The sequence below is a fragment of the Halobacillus aidingensis genome, assembly GCF_900104185.1.
Lineage (GTDB): Bacteria > Bacillota > Bacilli > Bacillales > Halobacillaceae > Halobacillus > Halobacillus aidingensis.
In genome coordinates, this window is sequence record NZ_FNIZ01000007.1 from 57,571 (window position 1) to 72,007 (window position 14,437).

Below are 14,437 nucleotides of genomic sequence, written 5' to 3' on the forward strand. Positions count from 1 at the left end.
TATACAGTTTATTCTACTAATGGTATAAACTAGTAATTATATCTTTTAGACTAGGGGGTCAATAATGAAAAAAACAGTCATGACTGGAATGGCAGCCATTACGATGCTTGCTGCTCCTCTAACAACCGCAGCAGAGGCGCCTAAATGGCACAATGTCAACGTGAATGAAACACTGCAGGAGGAAGATGGCAGTCTTTTTAACAGTGAAAACTATGATTTTTTGAAGTACTCGAAGGTGGACGACAAATTACAGGAAATCGCCAAACAAAGTAACCGGATTACAGTGGAAAGTTCGGCGGAATCATCCGGCGGCCATGATCTTTATACGGTAACCATCTCCGATCCATCGGCCAAAGGAAAGTATGGGTACCAAAAATCGTTGCGAAAGAAAATGTTCAAGAACCCTGAAAAAGCGCAGGCATTTATTGAAAAACATCCTGACTTTAAAGTGCCGGTGATGATTAATGCATCTATACATGGCACGGAGTTTGTAGGTTCAGATGCTGCGCTGCAATTGATTGAGCGTTTTGCGACAGCCAATGATCAGCAAACGAAGGAGCTCCTTGAAAATCATATTCTTATTTTTAATGTCGTCGCGAATCCAGACGGTCGGATCGATGCGACACGTTTTAACAGCAATGGTATTGACTTGAACAGAGATTTTATTACACAGTCTCAAGCAGAAACCAAACATACCGTGGAGTTGATCAAAGAGTGGAATCCCATGGTGTTCCTTGATCTGCATGGCTATGTGAAAGGCTATGGTGGGCCAGGTCATCCAGGTTTAATCGAGCCGTGTACACCTCCGCACAATCCGAACTACGAGTATGATTTATTCTCGAAGTGGGCGCTTGATCAGGCTGAAGCCATGGAAGGAAGCATTGTAGACAATCGTACAGATTATGAAAATACGAATACTTCAGGCGTCGACTACCAATCGATGACAGGTACATACATTCCACAGCGGGATGATCAGGCGGGCTGGGATGATTATCCACCGATTTTTACACCGATGTATGCGATGTACCACGGGGCTTATGGATATACGCTTGAAGCACCGACGAATGATTGGGATGGTGTCCAATGGCATTATGACGCGGTTATGGGAGCACTTGAATTTTCCAATGATAACAAAGAACAAATGATCAAAGACCAAATCGAAGTATTCAAACGCGGCATCCAATTTGATCACCCGTACCATAAAGAAGGATTCTTCCCGCAGGCGTATATTTTACCCGTAGATGAAACAGACCCGACGGCAACCGAAAAAGCCGTTGAGCATTTGATGTTCAATGATATTGAAGTCTCTGAGTCGAAGAAAGCATTCGAATATGATGGTGTCTCGTACCCGGCGGGAACGTATATCGTAGACATGAGCCAGGCGAAAGCTGGCCTTGCAAACACGATGCTGTGGGATGGAGAAGATATTACCGACATCACACCATCGATGTATGATATTTCTGCCTGGAATTTACCAGAACTATGGGGCTTTGATGCGGTAGAGGTTGAAGCGGACAGCTCCTTCAATGTAAAGACAAACGATGTGAACAAAGTAAAAGCCGATGGGAAGTTAATCGGAAACGGTCCATATGTGATTCCTAACTCTTCTGTAAAAGCTATTCATCTTGTGAATTCCTTGGTCAAGAACGGGTTTAAGGTGACCATGGATGGTGAGCAATTCTATGTGGATGCAAACAAGTCGCCTGAATTGAGGAAACTTGTGGAAGCATCTGGCATTACCGTCAAATCGGTCGAGGGTGTTGATGGTGAACCATTAACTTCTCAGAAAGTAGCGATTCTAAAAGACGGCGGTATGAACAAAGCTCAATCCCACGCAGGCACCCTTTTAGCTTTGGAACGATTAGGGTTTGATGTTCAAGAAGTCACACCAAGAGAACTGGCAGAGCAAGGATTAGGAGATACAGATGTGTTTTTCTACAGTGGCACATCAAGCTTGATTTCATATAACAATTGGTCTGCGAACGCTGAATTCGGGCTCGAAAATGAAGCACAGTACCAGGCCTTTAAAGAAAACATCCACTCATTTGTTGAGGATGGAGGAAAATATATTGCTGTTGGAGCCGGCGCTTCCGATGCCGCGAAACAACTGGGGTTGACGGATGTGACTGTTCATAAAGGCAGCTACAATAGTAATGGGATCGTCCGAGTGAATTACGATTCTGGTTCTCTGACTTCTGGTTATGAAGAAACCGATTATGGTTTCGTCTATCGCCCTGTTTGGTATACGGATGTGGAAGGAGCAGATGTCCATGCCACTTATAAAGACAGTAGTAACTTCTTTATGGCGGGGCACTGGGAAGACCGCGCGGGTGCTCAAGGACAGCCGGTCATCATTAAAGAACAGGAGCAGGACGTAACACTCATTGGACTTGAAGCAGGCTTCCGTGATCACACGGATTACTTATTCCGCCTCTTCTCCAATGCCATTTACACTAAATAGCAGTGCGTTATATAAACCACCCATAGTCAACCAAATTCTGTATGGCTATGGGTGGTCTTTTTTGGTTTCTGCACTCAAAGAAAGGTAGGTCCTTTCTGACTAAGCGTTTATATTATTTTGTCGATTGGAATAAACTATCTCCATAAAGGAGTTGGTAGCGTGGATGTTAACGGAAAAATAATTCGAGGAGAGTTTGATCGTGTCAACGACGAGTTTGTACTAAATCAAGTGAAGCATTTTACGACTCAATCCACTCTTAATAAAGACCAATTGGATACAATTTATGAGTATTTGAATAATCATAAAGATGAAGAAGATGGCCAAATTCTTACGTTGAATGAACAGATGCTCGTTCGGTTGAGTCAAGAAGAATCGAGTCAATTTATAGAAGACTTGAACCAGATTCGTGATTTGTACCACTAAGTTCGAAAAAGGATTGTCACAAGGCAAAAGACCAAGCATAAAACCATTCACTCGGACTCATAAACGAGCACGAAGAACGGACTACAACAAGTGTATCCATTCATCGTGCTTTTGTTCTATTTCTCTTGTTTATGTTTTGGCGATTGATATGCGGGGAAATAGTGGCGTATTCGGAGGTGCAGCTTATGAAAAAACATCGGAAATGGTGGATCGGATTGCTTGTACTGGTTGCCATTGGCCTCGGAGTCTTCGGGTTCCAATCATCGATGTCACATCAAAAAGAAGAACAAATCGTCGCTCTCGGTGATTCATTGACCTACGGAGTGGGAGATGAAAGCGGCCATGGGTATGTCGAAAATCTACAACAGTGGTTCGATAAAAACCACGACGATCCGGTCACTGTTGATAATTATGCCATTCCCGGCCAGCAAAGTGATGGAATGCTCGGCCAAATGAACGAAGCAACCGTAATGAAATCGATTGAAAATGCGGACTACATTTTATTTTTTATCGGAATGAACGATATCATTAAAAGTAATGGAGGAGACCTTTCTCCATTAAATGAAGATAAAATCGCCATTGGGAAAAAGGATTATGAGAAGAATGTCAAACGAATCCTGGATCAGATCCGCGAGGAAAATCAAGAGGCACCGGTTTTGTTTCTCGGTTTGTACAATCCTTATCCGGACAAACCTGAGATCAGTGAAATCATCAAAGACTGGAACGCAACGAGTCAGTCGATCGTAGCGTCTTATGAGGGTGTCACGTTTATACCAACGAACGATTTGTATGAAGAAAAGTCGTCGCGTTATTTTAGTGATGCTGTCCATTTGAATGAACAAGGGTATGAAAAGCTGACGATGCGGATCATCAAAGCGTATGATTTCGGTGAATAAAAAAAGGGCTTCCCTGTGAGGAAGTCCTTTTTGATGGCTTTCAACCGGCGAATAATCCACCCAATTGGAAGCCGGTCCAGGCTAAAGTAATTCCAAGCGTGTAGCTGAGGACGGTGTACAAGATGAACGTTTTCCAGTTCTTTTTGAAACGGAGCTGGATCGATTCCAACTTGAAGGTAGAAAAGGTTGTAAATGCACCGAGGATGCCTGTCCCCAAGAAGAGTACCCAGAATTTCGAAAGATCAAGTCCTGTGATAAGACCGAGGACAAAAGAGCCGAGCAGGTTGACAAAAAGGGTGGCGACAGGGAGAGGGGAAACCGTACGCTTACTGATCCACTGGCTGATCCCATGCCGGAGAATCGCGCCGATAAACCCTCCGGCGCCAACAAGTAAGAGTTTAGTAAGCATCAGGAAGCCCTCCTTCGGCCGAGGGTGAATCCGAGCATAGAGAAGGCTAGACCGCCAAAAATGCTGATGGCTATGTAAAGAAGGCTGAGTAACAGGTCTCCACGTTCATAGAGAGAAACGGCGTCCATGCTCAAGGTGGAGAAAGTCGTATACGAACCGACAAGCCCTGTTCCGAGCGCTGCTTTCCATTTTGCAGAAAGGGAATACCTCTCAACAATCCCCATGGTGAACCACGCCAGGATGAAGCTTCCGGTCAAGTTGACCGTCAGCGTGGAATAAGGAAACCACTGGTCCGGATGCTTCAGCCATTCACCGATCAGAAACCGAAGAGATGCGCCAATCATCCCACCTATTCCGACATAAAAATAAATCATTCCACAAACCTCCTACAAACCTAATCGTTATTATATAGACTTTCGGAGTAATTTGAAAGGAATGCTTTTTTTACAAGGCAAGAAGCCTTATAATTTACATAATAGTACCAAACGAAAGAGGGTTACGCATGATACGCAGAATTTTGAAGAACGTTGATTTTACAATCCTATTCGCCGTATTGGCTTTATCTGCATTCGGCACAGTGATGGTGTACAGTGCCAGTATGGTCAGTGGTGTCATGGTTTATGAAGTAACCCCTGATTTCTTTTTCAAAAGGCAGCTGATGTCCTGGGGGCTTGGATTGTTCGCCCTCTTTATAGGGATCATCTTTCCTTACAAAAACTACCGCCGCTTATTCAAGCTGATTTTGCTTGGAACGGTCATCCTCCTTGCCTTGGTATTCGTATTCGGACATACGTCCAACAATGCTCAATCCTGGCTGCCTGTTCCAGGGCTTGGAAAATTCCAGCCGGCTGAATTGGCCAAGATGTCACTGATCATTTACATGGCGACGATTTTTACGAAGAAGAGTGGGTATATCGAAGATTTCACGAGAGCCTTATTGCCGCCGATCATTTTGATGATGCTGGTCGTTGCAATGATCTTAAAACAGCCGGATTTAGGGACAGCCCTGATTGCCCTCGCTGTTTCAGGACTGATCATCATGTCAAGCGGATTAAAAAAGGTTCACCTCTTTTCCATGATCGGGATTGCTCTTGCAGGGGCGATCTTCATGTACAATTTCGGTCTCAGTGAAGAACAGCTTTCCCGTTTCGACGGAGCATATCAACCGTTTGAATACGCCGATGATGCCGGGTACCAGCTGATCAATTCTTACCTTGCGATTCATAATGGAGGTTTGTTCGGCACAGGGCTTGGAGCTGGCGTACAAAAACTCGGATACTTACCTGAAGCCCATACCGACTTCATCATGGCCGTCATCGCCGAAGAATTAGGCGTGATTGGTGTCGGCGTGGTGTTATTATTACTTGGATTGATCGTGCTGCGTGGATTCTATGTCAGTATGGAGAGCCATGATACGTTCGGACGCCTGCTTGCCATCGGAGTGTCTGGTTTGATCGGCATCCAGGCGATCATTAACCTCGGTGGTTTAACCGGTCTTCTACCTTTGACCGGAGTTCCACTTCCGTTCGTCAGTTATGGTGGAACATCACTGCTCATGATGATGTTCTCCGCCGGAATCCTGATCAACATCCATGCCATTTCAAAGATTAAAAAAGGACAAGAAGAAAAAATAGCTGCATAAGTGGAAAACGTCACCGATTTAGGTGACGTTTTTTTGTGTTGGCTATGGTGCTCATCACGAGGTCAAATTAGGTGGAACGCGCCAAAGAGTGCTCGAATCGCGCCAAAGGCCGGGTGGAACGCGCCAAAGAGTGCTCGAATCGCGCCAAAGGCCGGGTGGAACGCGCCAAAGAGTGCTCGAATCGCGCCAAAGGCCGGGTGGAACGCGCCAAAGAGTGCTCGAATCGCGCCAAAGGACGAGTCGAACGCGCCAAAGAGTGTTCGAATCGCGCCAAAGGACGTGTGGAACGCGCCAAAGAGTGTTCGAATCGCGCCAAAAGCTGGGTGGAACGCGCCAAAGAGTGTTCGAATCGCACCAAAGGCCGGGTGGAACGCGCCAAAGAGTGTTCGAATCGCGCCAAAGGCCGGGTGGAACGCGCCAAAGAGTGCTCGAATCGCGCCAAAGGACGAGTGGAACGCGCCAAAGGCCAGGTGGAATACGCCAAAGAGCATTAGAAACGTCACCATAGCACGAGAGAACTGCTCAATAAAATAAGATGAAGAAAATTCTAAAAACAATTGAAACGTAACCGCATCCTCATTCGTTAGTAAGGTAAAGGCTATGATTTTTGATGGGTGATAACCTGAAAAGAACAAAGAAGATAACTAGATGGTTTTCACACCATAAAAGGAAGGAGAGGCGTTGGTGGAGATCTTTATCTTTCTCTTGCTTTTCATTCCATTTTTGTTAATTGGATATTTTGCATACCAATCATCAGGATACCAGAAAGGTAATATCGTCATGCACTTGGATGATTGGTACAAAGATTACAATAAATATGTGAAGGCTATTGAAATAGAATTAAGAGATCGAGGGAAAAAGGTAAATTACTTGGGGAATTTCCGATTTGAGATTGATGGGAAACTTTACATCCTACACCCGCAAATTGTAACGAATGCCCGCGTACCGACTCAACGTACAATACTGAAACCTGAAACATGAAGGTCACTCGTCTTTTGATAGGAGGAATTCGTTAAGGTAATCAACTGTATTGAAGTAACGTACGATTTTATACAAAGCTTTTCCAAGCTGAGCATTTAGTAAGGAGGGATCTTATGAATTTTGTTATTGCGATTGCGATGATTGTAGCACCCGCGGTGTTTTTAATTTACTGGGGAAAATCAGGGTTCGACTACGGTGGGAAAAAGAATGAAGAGTAGATGGCTGGTTCTTCTCTCTCTTTTGATCTTAATCATCATTGTAGGGAAAATGTATGAAAACCATCGTGTGCAACAGCTCAGCTGGCTGATCCCTGACGATCGAGAGACATTTGAGTATATGCATTTTTCAGTAGGAAAGCAATCACCTGAAAGTGGCGGCATTTATCAGTGGTCGACAGAAGATGAACAGGTGGCCCGGGAACTCTTGGAGTATCTTGGGGACTTTAAAGTGAAGAAAATAAACGAAGGTCGCTATAATGAGGATTTGAATCAAGGAGAAAGGTTCAAGTTCGAGATACACCATACAGGGAGGAACCCGATCATTGTGCACGGGGAAGAAACAGGTGTCCACCTATTGGTCGGTAACTATTATGAAATTGTTGAAGGCAGTATTGACCCTGAATGGTTGAGAGTCTATAGCGATCAACATGGAGGTGAAGCATGAAGATTCGAAAAGCGAAGCCTGAAGATGTTCCAGCGATTGCAAAGGTCCATGTGGATGCCTGGCTGGAAACATACCGTGGAATCGTTCCTGATCCTTACTTGAACCGCCTGAGCTATAAGAAAAGAGAGCGTCTGTGGGAGGAAAATATAAAAAAATACAACATATCTGTCATAGAAACGGAAGAAGATGGGGTTTTCGGCTTTGCCACTTGGGATGGTGGGTCCAGTGGTGGAGAATATGACTCAGAATTGAGCTCGCTTTACATACTTAAAAAATATCATCGCCAAGGGGCAGGGAGACTTTTGCTCTCTTCCACCTTCCGGGAGCTCAAGGAGAGAGGGCATAGAAATCTGGTTGTAAAAGTACTATCAGAAAATCCTGCTCGTTACTTTTATGAAAAGATGGGAGCTGAGAAAGTAGAAGAGGTTTCCATTTCAGTTGAGGGCAAAAGGATTATGGAAACCATTTACTCGTGGAAGATAGATGGTCGGGAATATTGATTTCTAGTCTTAAAGGACGGGTGCTTTCTATATAAGATAGGAAGTCGACTCGTATAAAGAATAGAGTGGGAGATATCGAATGAAAAAAATAATAAATCCTTTTATAAAACTAAAATCTATAGTAGATCAGGACGATTACGAGGATATCCTGGCCTTAAAAAATCTTTGCCTTGAAAAAGAGAATGTGACACTAAAACTAGAACTGGATTATAAATTAAGTAAAGCTGCGAATGAAAGAAAAGGGATAGATCGGATCAATGAATTTATGTTTTATGATGAAGGAACGCTTATTGGATATATTGGCATCTGTCAATTCGGTGCGCAAACATTAGAAGTGAATGGGATGGTTCATCCTGAATATAGGAGAATGGGGATCTTTACACGTTTGTTTTCCTTGGTTAGAGATGAGTGGTTGCACAGGGATTCGCAACAAATGCTTTTGTTGTGTGACCGACATTCTTCATCTGGAATTGAATTTATAAAACGGATGGGAGCCGTTTATGAACACTCGGAATATGAGATGTTTTTTACAAATGAAGGCAGCGCATCCGCTGCCATTGAAAGTATAAAACTTAGGAAGGCCCAAAACGAAGATGCAAAAGAAATCGCCAGACAAAATGCTATATTCTTTCAAGTAAGTGCTCCAGAGGACGGTTTGAAACTACCGGAAGAAGAATCGATGCACGGAGTGGATACTTTTATGGTTGAACGAAATCAATCGGTTATTGGAAAAGTCCATCTCGAAGTTCACAATGGTGTAGGAGGAATTTATGGATTAGGAGTTCTTCCGGAATATCGAAGAAAAGGGTACGGTAGAGATATCCTGATGAAAGCGGTAGAGATATTAAAAGAAAAACAAGTTCAGCAGATTATGCTTCAAGTGGCAGTGAAGAACAATCATGCATTAAATTTATACCGGTCCTGTGGTTTCGAAGAGACTTCTACAATGGATTATTATAAACTCACAAAAAAATGAGTTCATGGCAGCTTCTTGCAATAATTGACGATATATTTATTATGTAAACTCCGGGCGAGAGGTAGAAGCGGCACATGACCATAGGTTCCGCTTCTTTACAGTTTTAACGGATTACGATATGAATTTCATCCGTATCCGAAGTTTTGACATCATTTTTCAATACCAGTTTCGTTTGTAGAAGATAAGTCGTTTCCAGGTCTTCCAAATCAAGGGCTTCCGGAAGGACGAAATGGAACGGATACTCACTTTCTTCTTTTGGATCGAGCTCACGGTTCATTAAAACCGTCGTTACCGGTTGTAAGAGGGTTGGTTTTTCTCCTGGTCTTTTTTTCATCAAGTCACATTCGAGACGCTGGATGGTCTGTTGATTCAATCCACCGATTAGATGGAAGGATCCGGTCACTTTTTCTCCGGGAACATATTCTGTTTTAGAGAGAACCAAGTCGACCTTGGGCAGGCCAGGTCCGAACCAGTTAAATAGCTTCGCTAACATTGTCAACGCCTCCTTATCTCCATCGTTCAAAACGGCTGTTACCCACCTAGCCTTGAACTCTATCATTTCAATTTATAGTTGTATCATATTCGAGCGTGTACCTCCCGTCAATCATTTTTCGAAAATTCAGCAACCGACTATAAATTACATGAATAGAGGTTAATCTTGGAAAAAATCTATGATAAAGTAAATACATCAACAAGGGGGACGTTCCATGGATGGCATCATGAATTTACTCCATTACATCCTTTCCAATAAAAAGACACTCATTTATACGACATTTATTCAAGAAGAATATTATAAAGCAGCTTCGAAATTATCTGCAGATGGCGTGAAGTATCGGGTGGCTACGGTCAGCAATACGCCATCCGTCGGTTCACCTGATCACAGGTATGATTACAGCGTAGAATTCAAATTTTATGTAAGGAAAATCGAGCGTCATAGAGCGGAAGAAGCGATTCATAGTTAGGAGAAATGTAGAATGGCGAAAAAAGACTGGTGCGGTATTTTATTTTTTATCTGCGGCGTGATCCTTTTTGGTTTCACATCCGTAGGAACGGTTGTATCTATGTCCTTTTTAGAGGGGTGGGGCAATCCTCCAGGAAAGTATTGGAGTGCGATTCAACAGGGGCGTCTCATGTTTCCGATGATTTTCAGTTGGGTTCTCATGAGCGTGGGTCTCGTCTTTATTTTTTCGAACGAACTCAAGAATTTGTACATTCGACTGAGCAATTAAAAAAAGCCGGGAAGGGCTCCCGGCCTGCTTTTATTTGAAAATGCCGAACGGTTTGCCGATCGGCAGGGTGACTTTTCCGAAATGGACATTCAAAACACTTGCTGCTGAACCGTAAAAGCTCATGATCGCAATCAGTAATTCCGCTAAGGCTGCTACCATGTGTGTGGCATGTGGAGCAACTCCCAGCGTAGACAGGGAAAGGCCGATGAACAAGAAGTCGATCAAAACAAAAATGATGAACAACACTTTGTTCGTTTCCATTGCGCCCACCGTCATGAATATGGAAAAGATCAGGTAACCGATGTAGGCGATGCCCAGTTGATGGGGATCCACCGCTTGGGCCGCTGCTTCTCCGAAGACACCAAAGTCGATGAGCCAGGACGTTCCGACACCGAACCAGAAGAGTCCGAATGCAGCAAAAGCCGTCGTCCCGAACGTGTTGTTATGTTTCGCATCCTGAATGGCTGCGAACAGCTGGGCAAGACCGCCGAGAAAAATCGCCCATGGAAGAACGAAAGATACCCCGTCTGTCCATCCGAGTTTGGCTGAAGAAGCCACAAGTGTAACCATAGCGAGTCCAAAGAGTCCGATCGCGGAAGGGTCTGCGGTTGTCATTTGTACCCGTTGCGTCGTTGTTGATTGATTCATAGATGATCCCTCCTAAAAAACATACTTGTTTAATTTACATAAAAAATAGTGCCCATGCAATGAGTTTTTTCATGTAAGCGAAACTTTCATAGATTCCAAGGGATGGAGAGGAAGTGGATGATGTTCCAGCATGTGATTACAGATGAAAAAGAACTGCGCAGGATCACAGGCGAACCGAGTAAACTTGTGAACAATAAGGTGATCCACCATTTGGATGAAAACTGTGTCCAGTTCATTAAACAATCCCCGTTTTTAACATTGGCGACTTCAGATTCAGCAGGGAACTGTGATGTTTCACCTCGAGGGGACAGGAAAGGATTCGTTCATATCCTGAATGAAAAATACCTCATCATCCCAGAGAGGCCGGGGAATAAGCGTGTGGATTCGATGAAAAATCTGTTAGCTAACCCTCATGCAGGTGTGATCTTTTTCATCCCTGGACTTGAGGAGACGTTGAGGGTCAATGGAAAAGCCTGCATCATTGCTGATGAGGATCTCCTTGGGAAAATGGCTCATAAAGGAAAGGTTCCTTCTCTCGGAATCGCCGTAGAAGTCGAGGAATGTTTCATCCATTGTGCAAAAGCATTTAAACGTTCAGGTTTATGGGATCCGGGCACATGGCTTGCAAAAGAAGAACGTCCATCCGCTGCAAAAATGCTGGCGGAGCACGCCAAACTTCCTGATCTGGATGAAGAAGCGGTCACCGAGCGTTTACACGAAAGTTACACAAAACGACTTTACTGAGAGGTGTGGGGAACATGGATTTTTACGAATTAGAAACAGATCGCTTGAAGTTGGTTGAAATCACGGACGAATATATTGACCGCTACTATGCCATCATGTCGAAAGATGAGGTCACAAAGTATTATGGAATGCCTTCCCTCACAGAACGCGAACAAGCGGAAAATATTGTTCGTTCTTTCAGGGACAATTTTGCAGTGAAAAAGAGTATCCGCTGGGGAATCATCTGGAAAGAGACGAATGCGTTCATCGGAACAGTCGGACTGAACAATTGGAGTCCTTATAGTAGAAAGGCGGAAGTGGGCTATGAACTCGATCCCGCATTCTGGAGGAAAGGAATGACATCAGAAGCTGTATCCGCTGTCGTCGACTATGCTTTTCGTGAATTAGGTCTATATAGGCTGGGTGCCGTGACTTTTCCTTAAAATGAAGCTTCTTCAGGGCTTTTGAGAAGATTGGGATTCAAAGAGGAAGGGGTTTTGAGAGGATACCTCTTCCAGAACGATCACAATCATGATGCGCTCATGTTTTCCCGCTTGCGGCAAGAATTTCTGATGGAGGGATATTGATGGAGATCAACCGTTTCTTCCTCATGTTCGCTACAACGATGATGCTGATTTTTGGAGGCGTTTTCTTGATTCGATACCTTCGCAGTGGTGAATACCTCATCGCTCATCTTCTGAGCGCTTTGGCAGGCCTCCTCATTCTTGTCATCGCTCTCCTGTGGAGGCAAAAGAACAAAGAAAGGTGATTTATACATATGTGGAAATTTCTTTTTTGGGTAATAGGCGTTGGTGTTGTCTTCGGTGGAGGGTATCTCGTTGGTGTCGTCACATCTGATGAACCCTCCTATCAAATCATGATTCAGGAAGAGGGGGGAGAAAGTCAGCCTCCAAACGGTGCGGTTCTGACAGATGTCGACCAACCGGCAAAGTTGGATTCTTTGCTCGGCATTCTTCTGCAAAAACAACCTGCGGAAGGGGTCACGGTAAATATAAATGAACCCGATGCCTCCCTTAAACTGATGAGCCCGCAAAGATCGATCGGATTGACAGAGCACAGAATATGGTTCACGGACAATAGGGCGGTCTTGGCAGAGGAACGCAACGGCACATGGCAGGATGCCGTCTTTTTCACGATTTCAGAAAGAGATGCATCGTATATACAATCAATCATACAGGGAGAGGAAGAATAACGTGGAGATGGAAAGACTTCGCGGTCCGATCTATTTTCTCGGCATCTGTATCCTGTTCGCCGGCTGTGCCGCTTCAAGCGGAAATAACGGCCCTACAATCCAACAGCAAGATTATTCCTATGAACTGGAAGGCATCCACCAGGAGCTTCAGATGCTGAGGCAGGAAGTCGAAGTATTGAATGAACAGTTATCGGAGGACGACTCAAGCGAAAGCGAACGTACGGGTACAAAGCGCACGTATTAAGGATGGAGGGATTTGGGAATGAAGGACGAATTCAAACGTTATTTCTGGAAGCGGTTCTGGTTGATTTTTGTTCCTCTATATCTATTTGCCATTGGAAATGAAAGCTACATTGTCTCGAATCCTTTTTCAGAACTCGATGATTATGGATCCTTTCTTTATTTCATCGTTTTCTATTTTATCGGTTATGGAGCGATTACAGCCGGGATCCTTCATCTTTTATGGAGAGCCGGCAGGAGAATGGGAGCTCTGAATCGTGAAGAGAAAATTAGAGAGTAGATTTTTTCGATTATTCACAGGGGAGGGGACGGCTCTCGCCCTATTTCTCCTGATGTATGTTTTTATGTTAGAAAGAATAGCTCTCATTGAGGCAATCCTTTTTACTCCTTTGTCCGTATTCTGTTTTTTTCTCCTGGAATGGGTTTTACTTCAAGGGACGGTTTACTGGTTTTTGAAATGGAAAAGGATTGCTCAAAAGAAAAAGACAGAACTTCATGAGTCACAATATGACTGGTTTGGGAGGTTGAATAAGACCAACCTTGTGCTGCTTATCCTTGCTGCAGGGCTCTGGGTAACTCAATGGGTATTCACAAACTCAGCTAACTGGTGGGCGTTGTTCCTGCTTGTTTTTGCTATCGGTGAGCACATCAATTATTATCATATTCGCCTGTCTTACCAAACAACAGCTGAATGGAAAGATTGGAAAAAGAGAGGGTGGCAGCGTCCTGTACTTGCTCGCGAATTGAGTAATCATAAAAGGGTGAAGCAGAAACATTAGCAAGGAATATACTTGGCATGTGCACGACTGACCATACATAACTTTAAGACCTTAAATAAAGAGAGGAGGGGGAGGCTGTGTATTTTCCGCCAATGGAAACCGAACGCCTCAACCTGGTGAATGTGAGCCGGAAGCATACGAACTTCATTTTAAAACACTTCAGTGACAGCAGAGTCTGTGAGTTTTTATATGATGAAGAAGACTTGGAGAATTATGACCAGGCTCATGCCTTAGTCGAATGGTTCGCAAACCCCGAAGAAAAAGGATACAACCGCTGGGTAATGGAAAGTAAACAGATGGGCGGGATTCCTGTGGGGACGTGCGGTTTCCATTTGTGGGACCGTCAGAATCGAACGGCGGAAATCGGATATGACCTTTATCCTGATTTTTGGGGAAAAGGTCTGATGAAAGAGGCTTTGGTGGCCTGCATCAACAGCGGGTTTCAAAACATGGGCCTCAACCGGATCCACGCTTATGTAGCGGTTGAGAATCAACGTTCCTCCGATTTGCTAAAACGATTAGGGTTCACTTGTGAAGGTATATTCCGGGATAAACATTACTATCAAGGCAGCTATTATGACCATTATACTTATTCTCTGCTCCGTAGAGAATGGTAAGGTGAACTGATGTGAATTAGCATATATGGACAAGGGT

At 44.1% G+C, this 14,437-nt stretch carries 22 protein-coding genes and 1 pseudogene; 18 read left to right on the plus strand and 5 right to left on the minus strand.

What is annotated here, in order from left to right; all coding sequences use genetic code 11:
- The first annotated feature begins 64 nt into the window (after positions 1 to 64).
- The 3 genes from BLS23_RS08610 to BLS23_RS08620 all read left to right on the plus strand — a co-directional run bounded on the left by BLS23_RS08610 (position 65) and on the right by BLS23_RS08620 (position 3,780).
- Positions 65 to 2,461 (plus strand): M14 family zinc carboxypeptidase, encoded by a 2,397-nt coding sequence (locus tag BLS23_RS08610; protein ID WP_208599173.1) that lies wholly within the window; start codon positions 65 to 67, stop codon positions 2,459 to 2,461.
- A 159-nt stretch (positions 2,462 to 2,620) separates the two neighbouring features.
- Positions 2,621 to 2,884: a hypothetical protein gene (locus BLS23_RS08615; protein WP_089652146.1), complete on the plus strand. Its 264-nt coding sequence runs from the start codon at positions 2,621 to 2,623 to the stop codon at positions 2,882 to 2,884.
- A gap of 185 nt (positions 2,885 to 3,069) precedes the next feature.
- Positions 3,070 to 3,780: a DUF459 domain-containing protein gene (locus tag BLS23_RS08620; RefSeq protein ID WP_167356047.1), complete on the plus strand. Its 711-nt coding sequence runs from the start codon at positions 3,070 to 3,072 to the stop codon at positions 3,778 to 3,780.
- A 40-nt stretch (positions 3,781 to 3,820) separates the two neighbouring features.
- Here BLS23_RS08620 and crcB (BLS23_RS08625) read toward each other — a convergent pair whose 3' ends face one another.
- Positions 3,821 to 4,189 (minus strand): fluoride efflux transporter CrcB, encoded by a 369-nt coding sequence (crcB, locus tag BLS23_RS08625; RefSeq protein ID WP_089652148.1) that lies wholly within the window; start codon positions 4,187 to 4,189, stop codon positions 3,821 to 3,823.
- Positions 4,189 to 4,563, minus strand: a complete 375-nt coding sequence (gene crcB / locus BLS23_RS08630) for a fluoride efflux transporter CrcB (protein WP_089652149.1) — start codon at positions 4,561 to 4,563, stop codon at positions 4,189 to 4,191. The genes crcB (BLS23_RS08625) and crcB (BLS23_RS08630) overlap by 1 nt, the downstream gene beginning before the upstream one ends.
- A gap of 128 nt (positions 4,564 to 4,691) precedes the next feature.
- Between crcB (BLS23_RS08630) and BLS23_RS08635 the strand changes: the two genes are divergently transcribed.
- Positions 4,692 to 5,831: an FtsW/RodA/SpoVE family cell cycle protein gene (locus tag BLS23_RS08635; protein WP_089652150.1), complete on the plus strand. Its 1,140-nt coding sequence runs from the start codon at positions 4,692 to 4,694 to the stop codon at positions 5,829 to 5,831.
- 62 nt (positions 5,832 to 5,893) lie between these two features.
- On the opposite strand, the gene BLS23_RS21355 is transcribed toward BLS23_RS08635, so the two are convergent.
- Positions 5,894 to 6,388 carry a hypothetical protein gene (locus BLS23_RS21355; protein WP_143015244.1) on the minus strand — a complete coding sequence of 165 codons (495 nt, stop codon included), beginning with the start codon at positions 6,386 to 6,388 and terminating at the stop codon, positions 5,894 to 5,896.
- A 127-nt stretch (positions 6,389 to 6,515) separates the two neighbouring features.
- On the opposite strand from BLS23_RS21355, the gene BLS23_RS08645 reads away from it, so the two are divergent.
- The 4 genes from BLS23_RS08645 (at position 6,516) to BLS23_RS08660 (ending at position 8,951) form a co-directional block, all read left to right on the plus strand.
- The gene (locus tag BLS23_RS08645) at positions 6,516 to 6,812 is read left to right on the plus strand and encodes a hypothetical protein (protein ID WP_089652152.1); all 297 of its coding nucleotides are present in this window, start codon (positions 6,516 to 6,518) and stop codon (positions 6,810 to 6,812) included.
- A 207-nt stretch (positions 6,813 to 7,019) separates the two neighbouring features.
- Positions 7,020 to 7,475 (plus strand): hypothetical protein, encoded by a 456-nt coding sequence (locus BLS23_RS08650; protein WP_089652153.1) that lies wholly within the window; start codon positions 7,020 to 7,022, stop codon positions 7,473 to 7,475.
- The gene (locus BLS23_RS08655) at positions 7,472 to 7,975 is read left to right on the plus strand and encodes a GNAT family N-acetyltransferase (RefSeq protein WP_089652154.1); all 504 of its coding nucleotides are present in this window, start codon (positions 7,472 to 7,474) and stop codon (positions 7,973 to 7,975) included. Before BLS23_RS08650 ends, BLS23_RS08655 begins: the two co-directional genes overlap by 4 nt.
- 79 nt (positions 7,976 to 8,054) lie before the next feature.
- Complete coding sequence (locus BLS23_RS08660) at positions 8,055 to 8,951, plus strand: GNAT family N-acetyltransferase (RefSeq protein WP_089652155.1); 897 nt, start codon at positions 8,055 to 8,057, stop codon at positions 8,949 to 8,951.
- A gap of 103 nt (positions 8,952 to 9,054) precedes the next feature.
- On the opposite strand, the gene BLS23_RS08665 is transcribed toward BLS23_RS08660, so the two are convergent.
- Entirely contained in the window at positions 9,055 to 9,444 is a 390-nt protein-coding gene (locus BLS23_RS08665; protein WP_167356048.1) for a sporulation protein, read from the minus strand.
- A gap of 214 nt (positions 9,445 to 9,658) precedes the next feature.
- On the opposite strand from BLS23_RS08665, the gene BLS23_RS08670 reads away from it, so the two are divergent.
- Both BLS23_RS08670 and BLS23_RS08675 read left to right on the plus strand, forming a co-directional pair.
- Positions 9,659 to 9,913, plus strand: a complete 255-nt coding sequence (locus BLS23_RS08670) for a hypothetical protein (protein WP_089652157.1) — start codon at positions 9,659 to 9,661, stop codon at positions 9,911 to 9,913.
- Positions 9,914 to 9,925: 12 nt separating this feature from the next.
- Positions 9,926 to 10,180, plus strand: a complete 255-nt coding sequence (locus BLS23_RS08675; protein WP_089652158.1) for a hypothetical protein — start codon at positions 9,926 to 9,928, stop codon at positions 10,178 to 10,180.
- 30 nt (positions 10,181 to 10,210) lie between these two features.
- On the opposite strand, the gene BLS23_RS08680 is transcribed toward BLS23_RS08675, so the two are convergent.
- Positions 10,211 to 10,828, minus strand: a complete 618-nt coding sequence (locus BLS23_RS08680) for an acetate uptake transporter (protein ID WP_089652159.1) — start codon at positions 10,826 to 10,828, stop codon at positions 10,211 to 10,213.
- A 117-nt stretch (positions 10,829 to 10,945) separates the two neighbouring features.
- Here BLS23_RS08680 and BLS23_RS08685 point away from each other — a divergent pair, with 117 nt between their 5' ends.
- The 8 genes and pseudogenes from BLS23_RS08685 (at position 10,946) to BLS23_RS08720 (ending at position 14,400) form a co-directional block, all read left to right on the plus strand.
- On the plus strand, positions 10,946 to 11,572 hold the full coding sequence (locus tag BLS23_RS08685) for a pyridoxamine 5'-phosphate oxidase family protein (RefSeq protein WP_244157137.1): 627 nt from the start codon (positions 10,946 to 10,948) through the stop codon (positions 11,570 to 11,572).
- A gap of 14 nt (positions 11,573 to 11,586) precedes the next feature.
- Positions 11,587 to 12,138: pseudogene (locus tag BLS23_RS08690) on the plus strand (GNAT family N-acetyltransferase).
- The gene (locus BLS23_RS08695) at positions 12,138 to 12,320 is read left to right on the plus strand and encodes a hypothetical protein (protein ID WP_089652161.1); all 183 of its coding nucleotides are present in this window, start codon (positions 12,138 to 12,140) and stop codon (positions 12,318 to 12,320) included. The pseudogene BLS23_RS08690 and the gene BLS23_RS08695 overlap by 1 nt, the downstream one beginning before the upstream one ends.
- A gap of 9 nt (positions 12,321 to 12,329) precedes the next feature.
- Positions 12,330 to 12,764, plus strand: a complete 435-nt coding sequence (locus tag BLS23_RS08700) for a hypothetical protein (RefSeq protein WP_089652162.1) — start codon at positions 12,330 to 12,332, stop codon at positions 12,762 to 12,764.
- 1 nt (position 12,765) lies between these two features.
- Entirely contained in the window at positions 12,766 to 13,008 is a 243-nt protein-coding gene (locus tag BLS23_RS08705) for a hypothetical protein (protein WP_089652163.1), read from the plus strand.
- 18 nt (positions 13,009 to 13,026) lie between these two features.
- Positions 13,027 to 13,284 carry a hypothetical protein gene (locus BLS23_RS08710; protein WP_089652164.1) on the plus strand — a complete coding sequence of 86 codons (258 nt, stop codon included), beginning with the start codon at positions 13,027 to 13,029 and terminating at the stop codon, positions 13,282 to 13,284.
- A gap of 172 nt (positions 13,285 to 13,456) precedes the next feature.
- Entirely contained in the window at positions 13,457 to 13,783 is a 327-nt protein-coding gene (locus tag BLS23_RS21360) for an MFS transporter (RefSeq protein ID WP_143015245.1), read from the plus strand.
- Between the two features lie 77 nt (positions 13,784 to 13,860).
- On the plus strand, positions 13,861 to 14,400 hold the full coding sequence (locus BLS23_RS08720) for a GNAT family N-acetyltransferase (protein WP_244157139.1): 540 nt from the start codon (positions 13,861 to 13,863) through the stop codon (positions 14,398 to 14,400).
- Positions 14,401 to 14,437 lie beyond the last annotated feature (37 nt).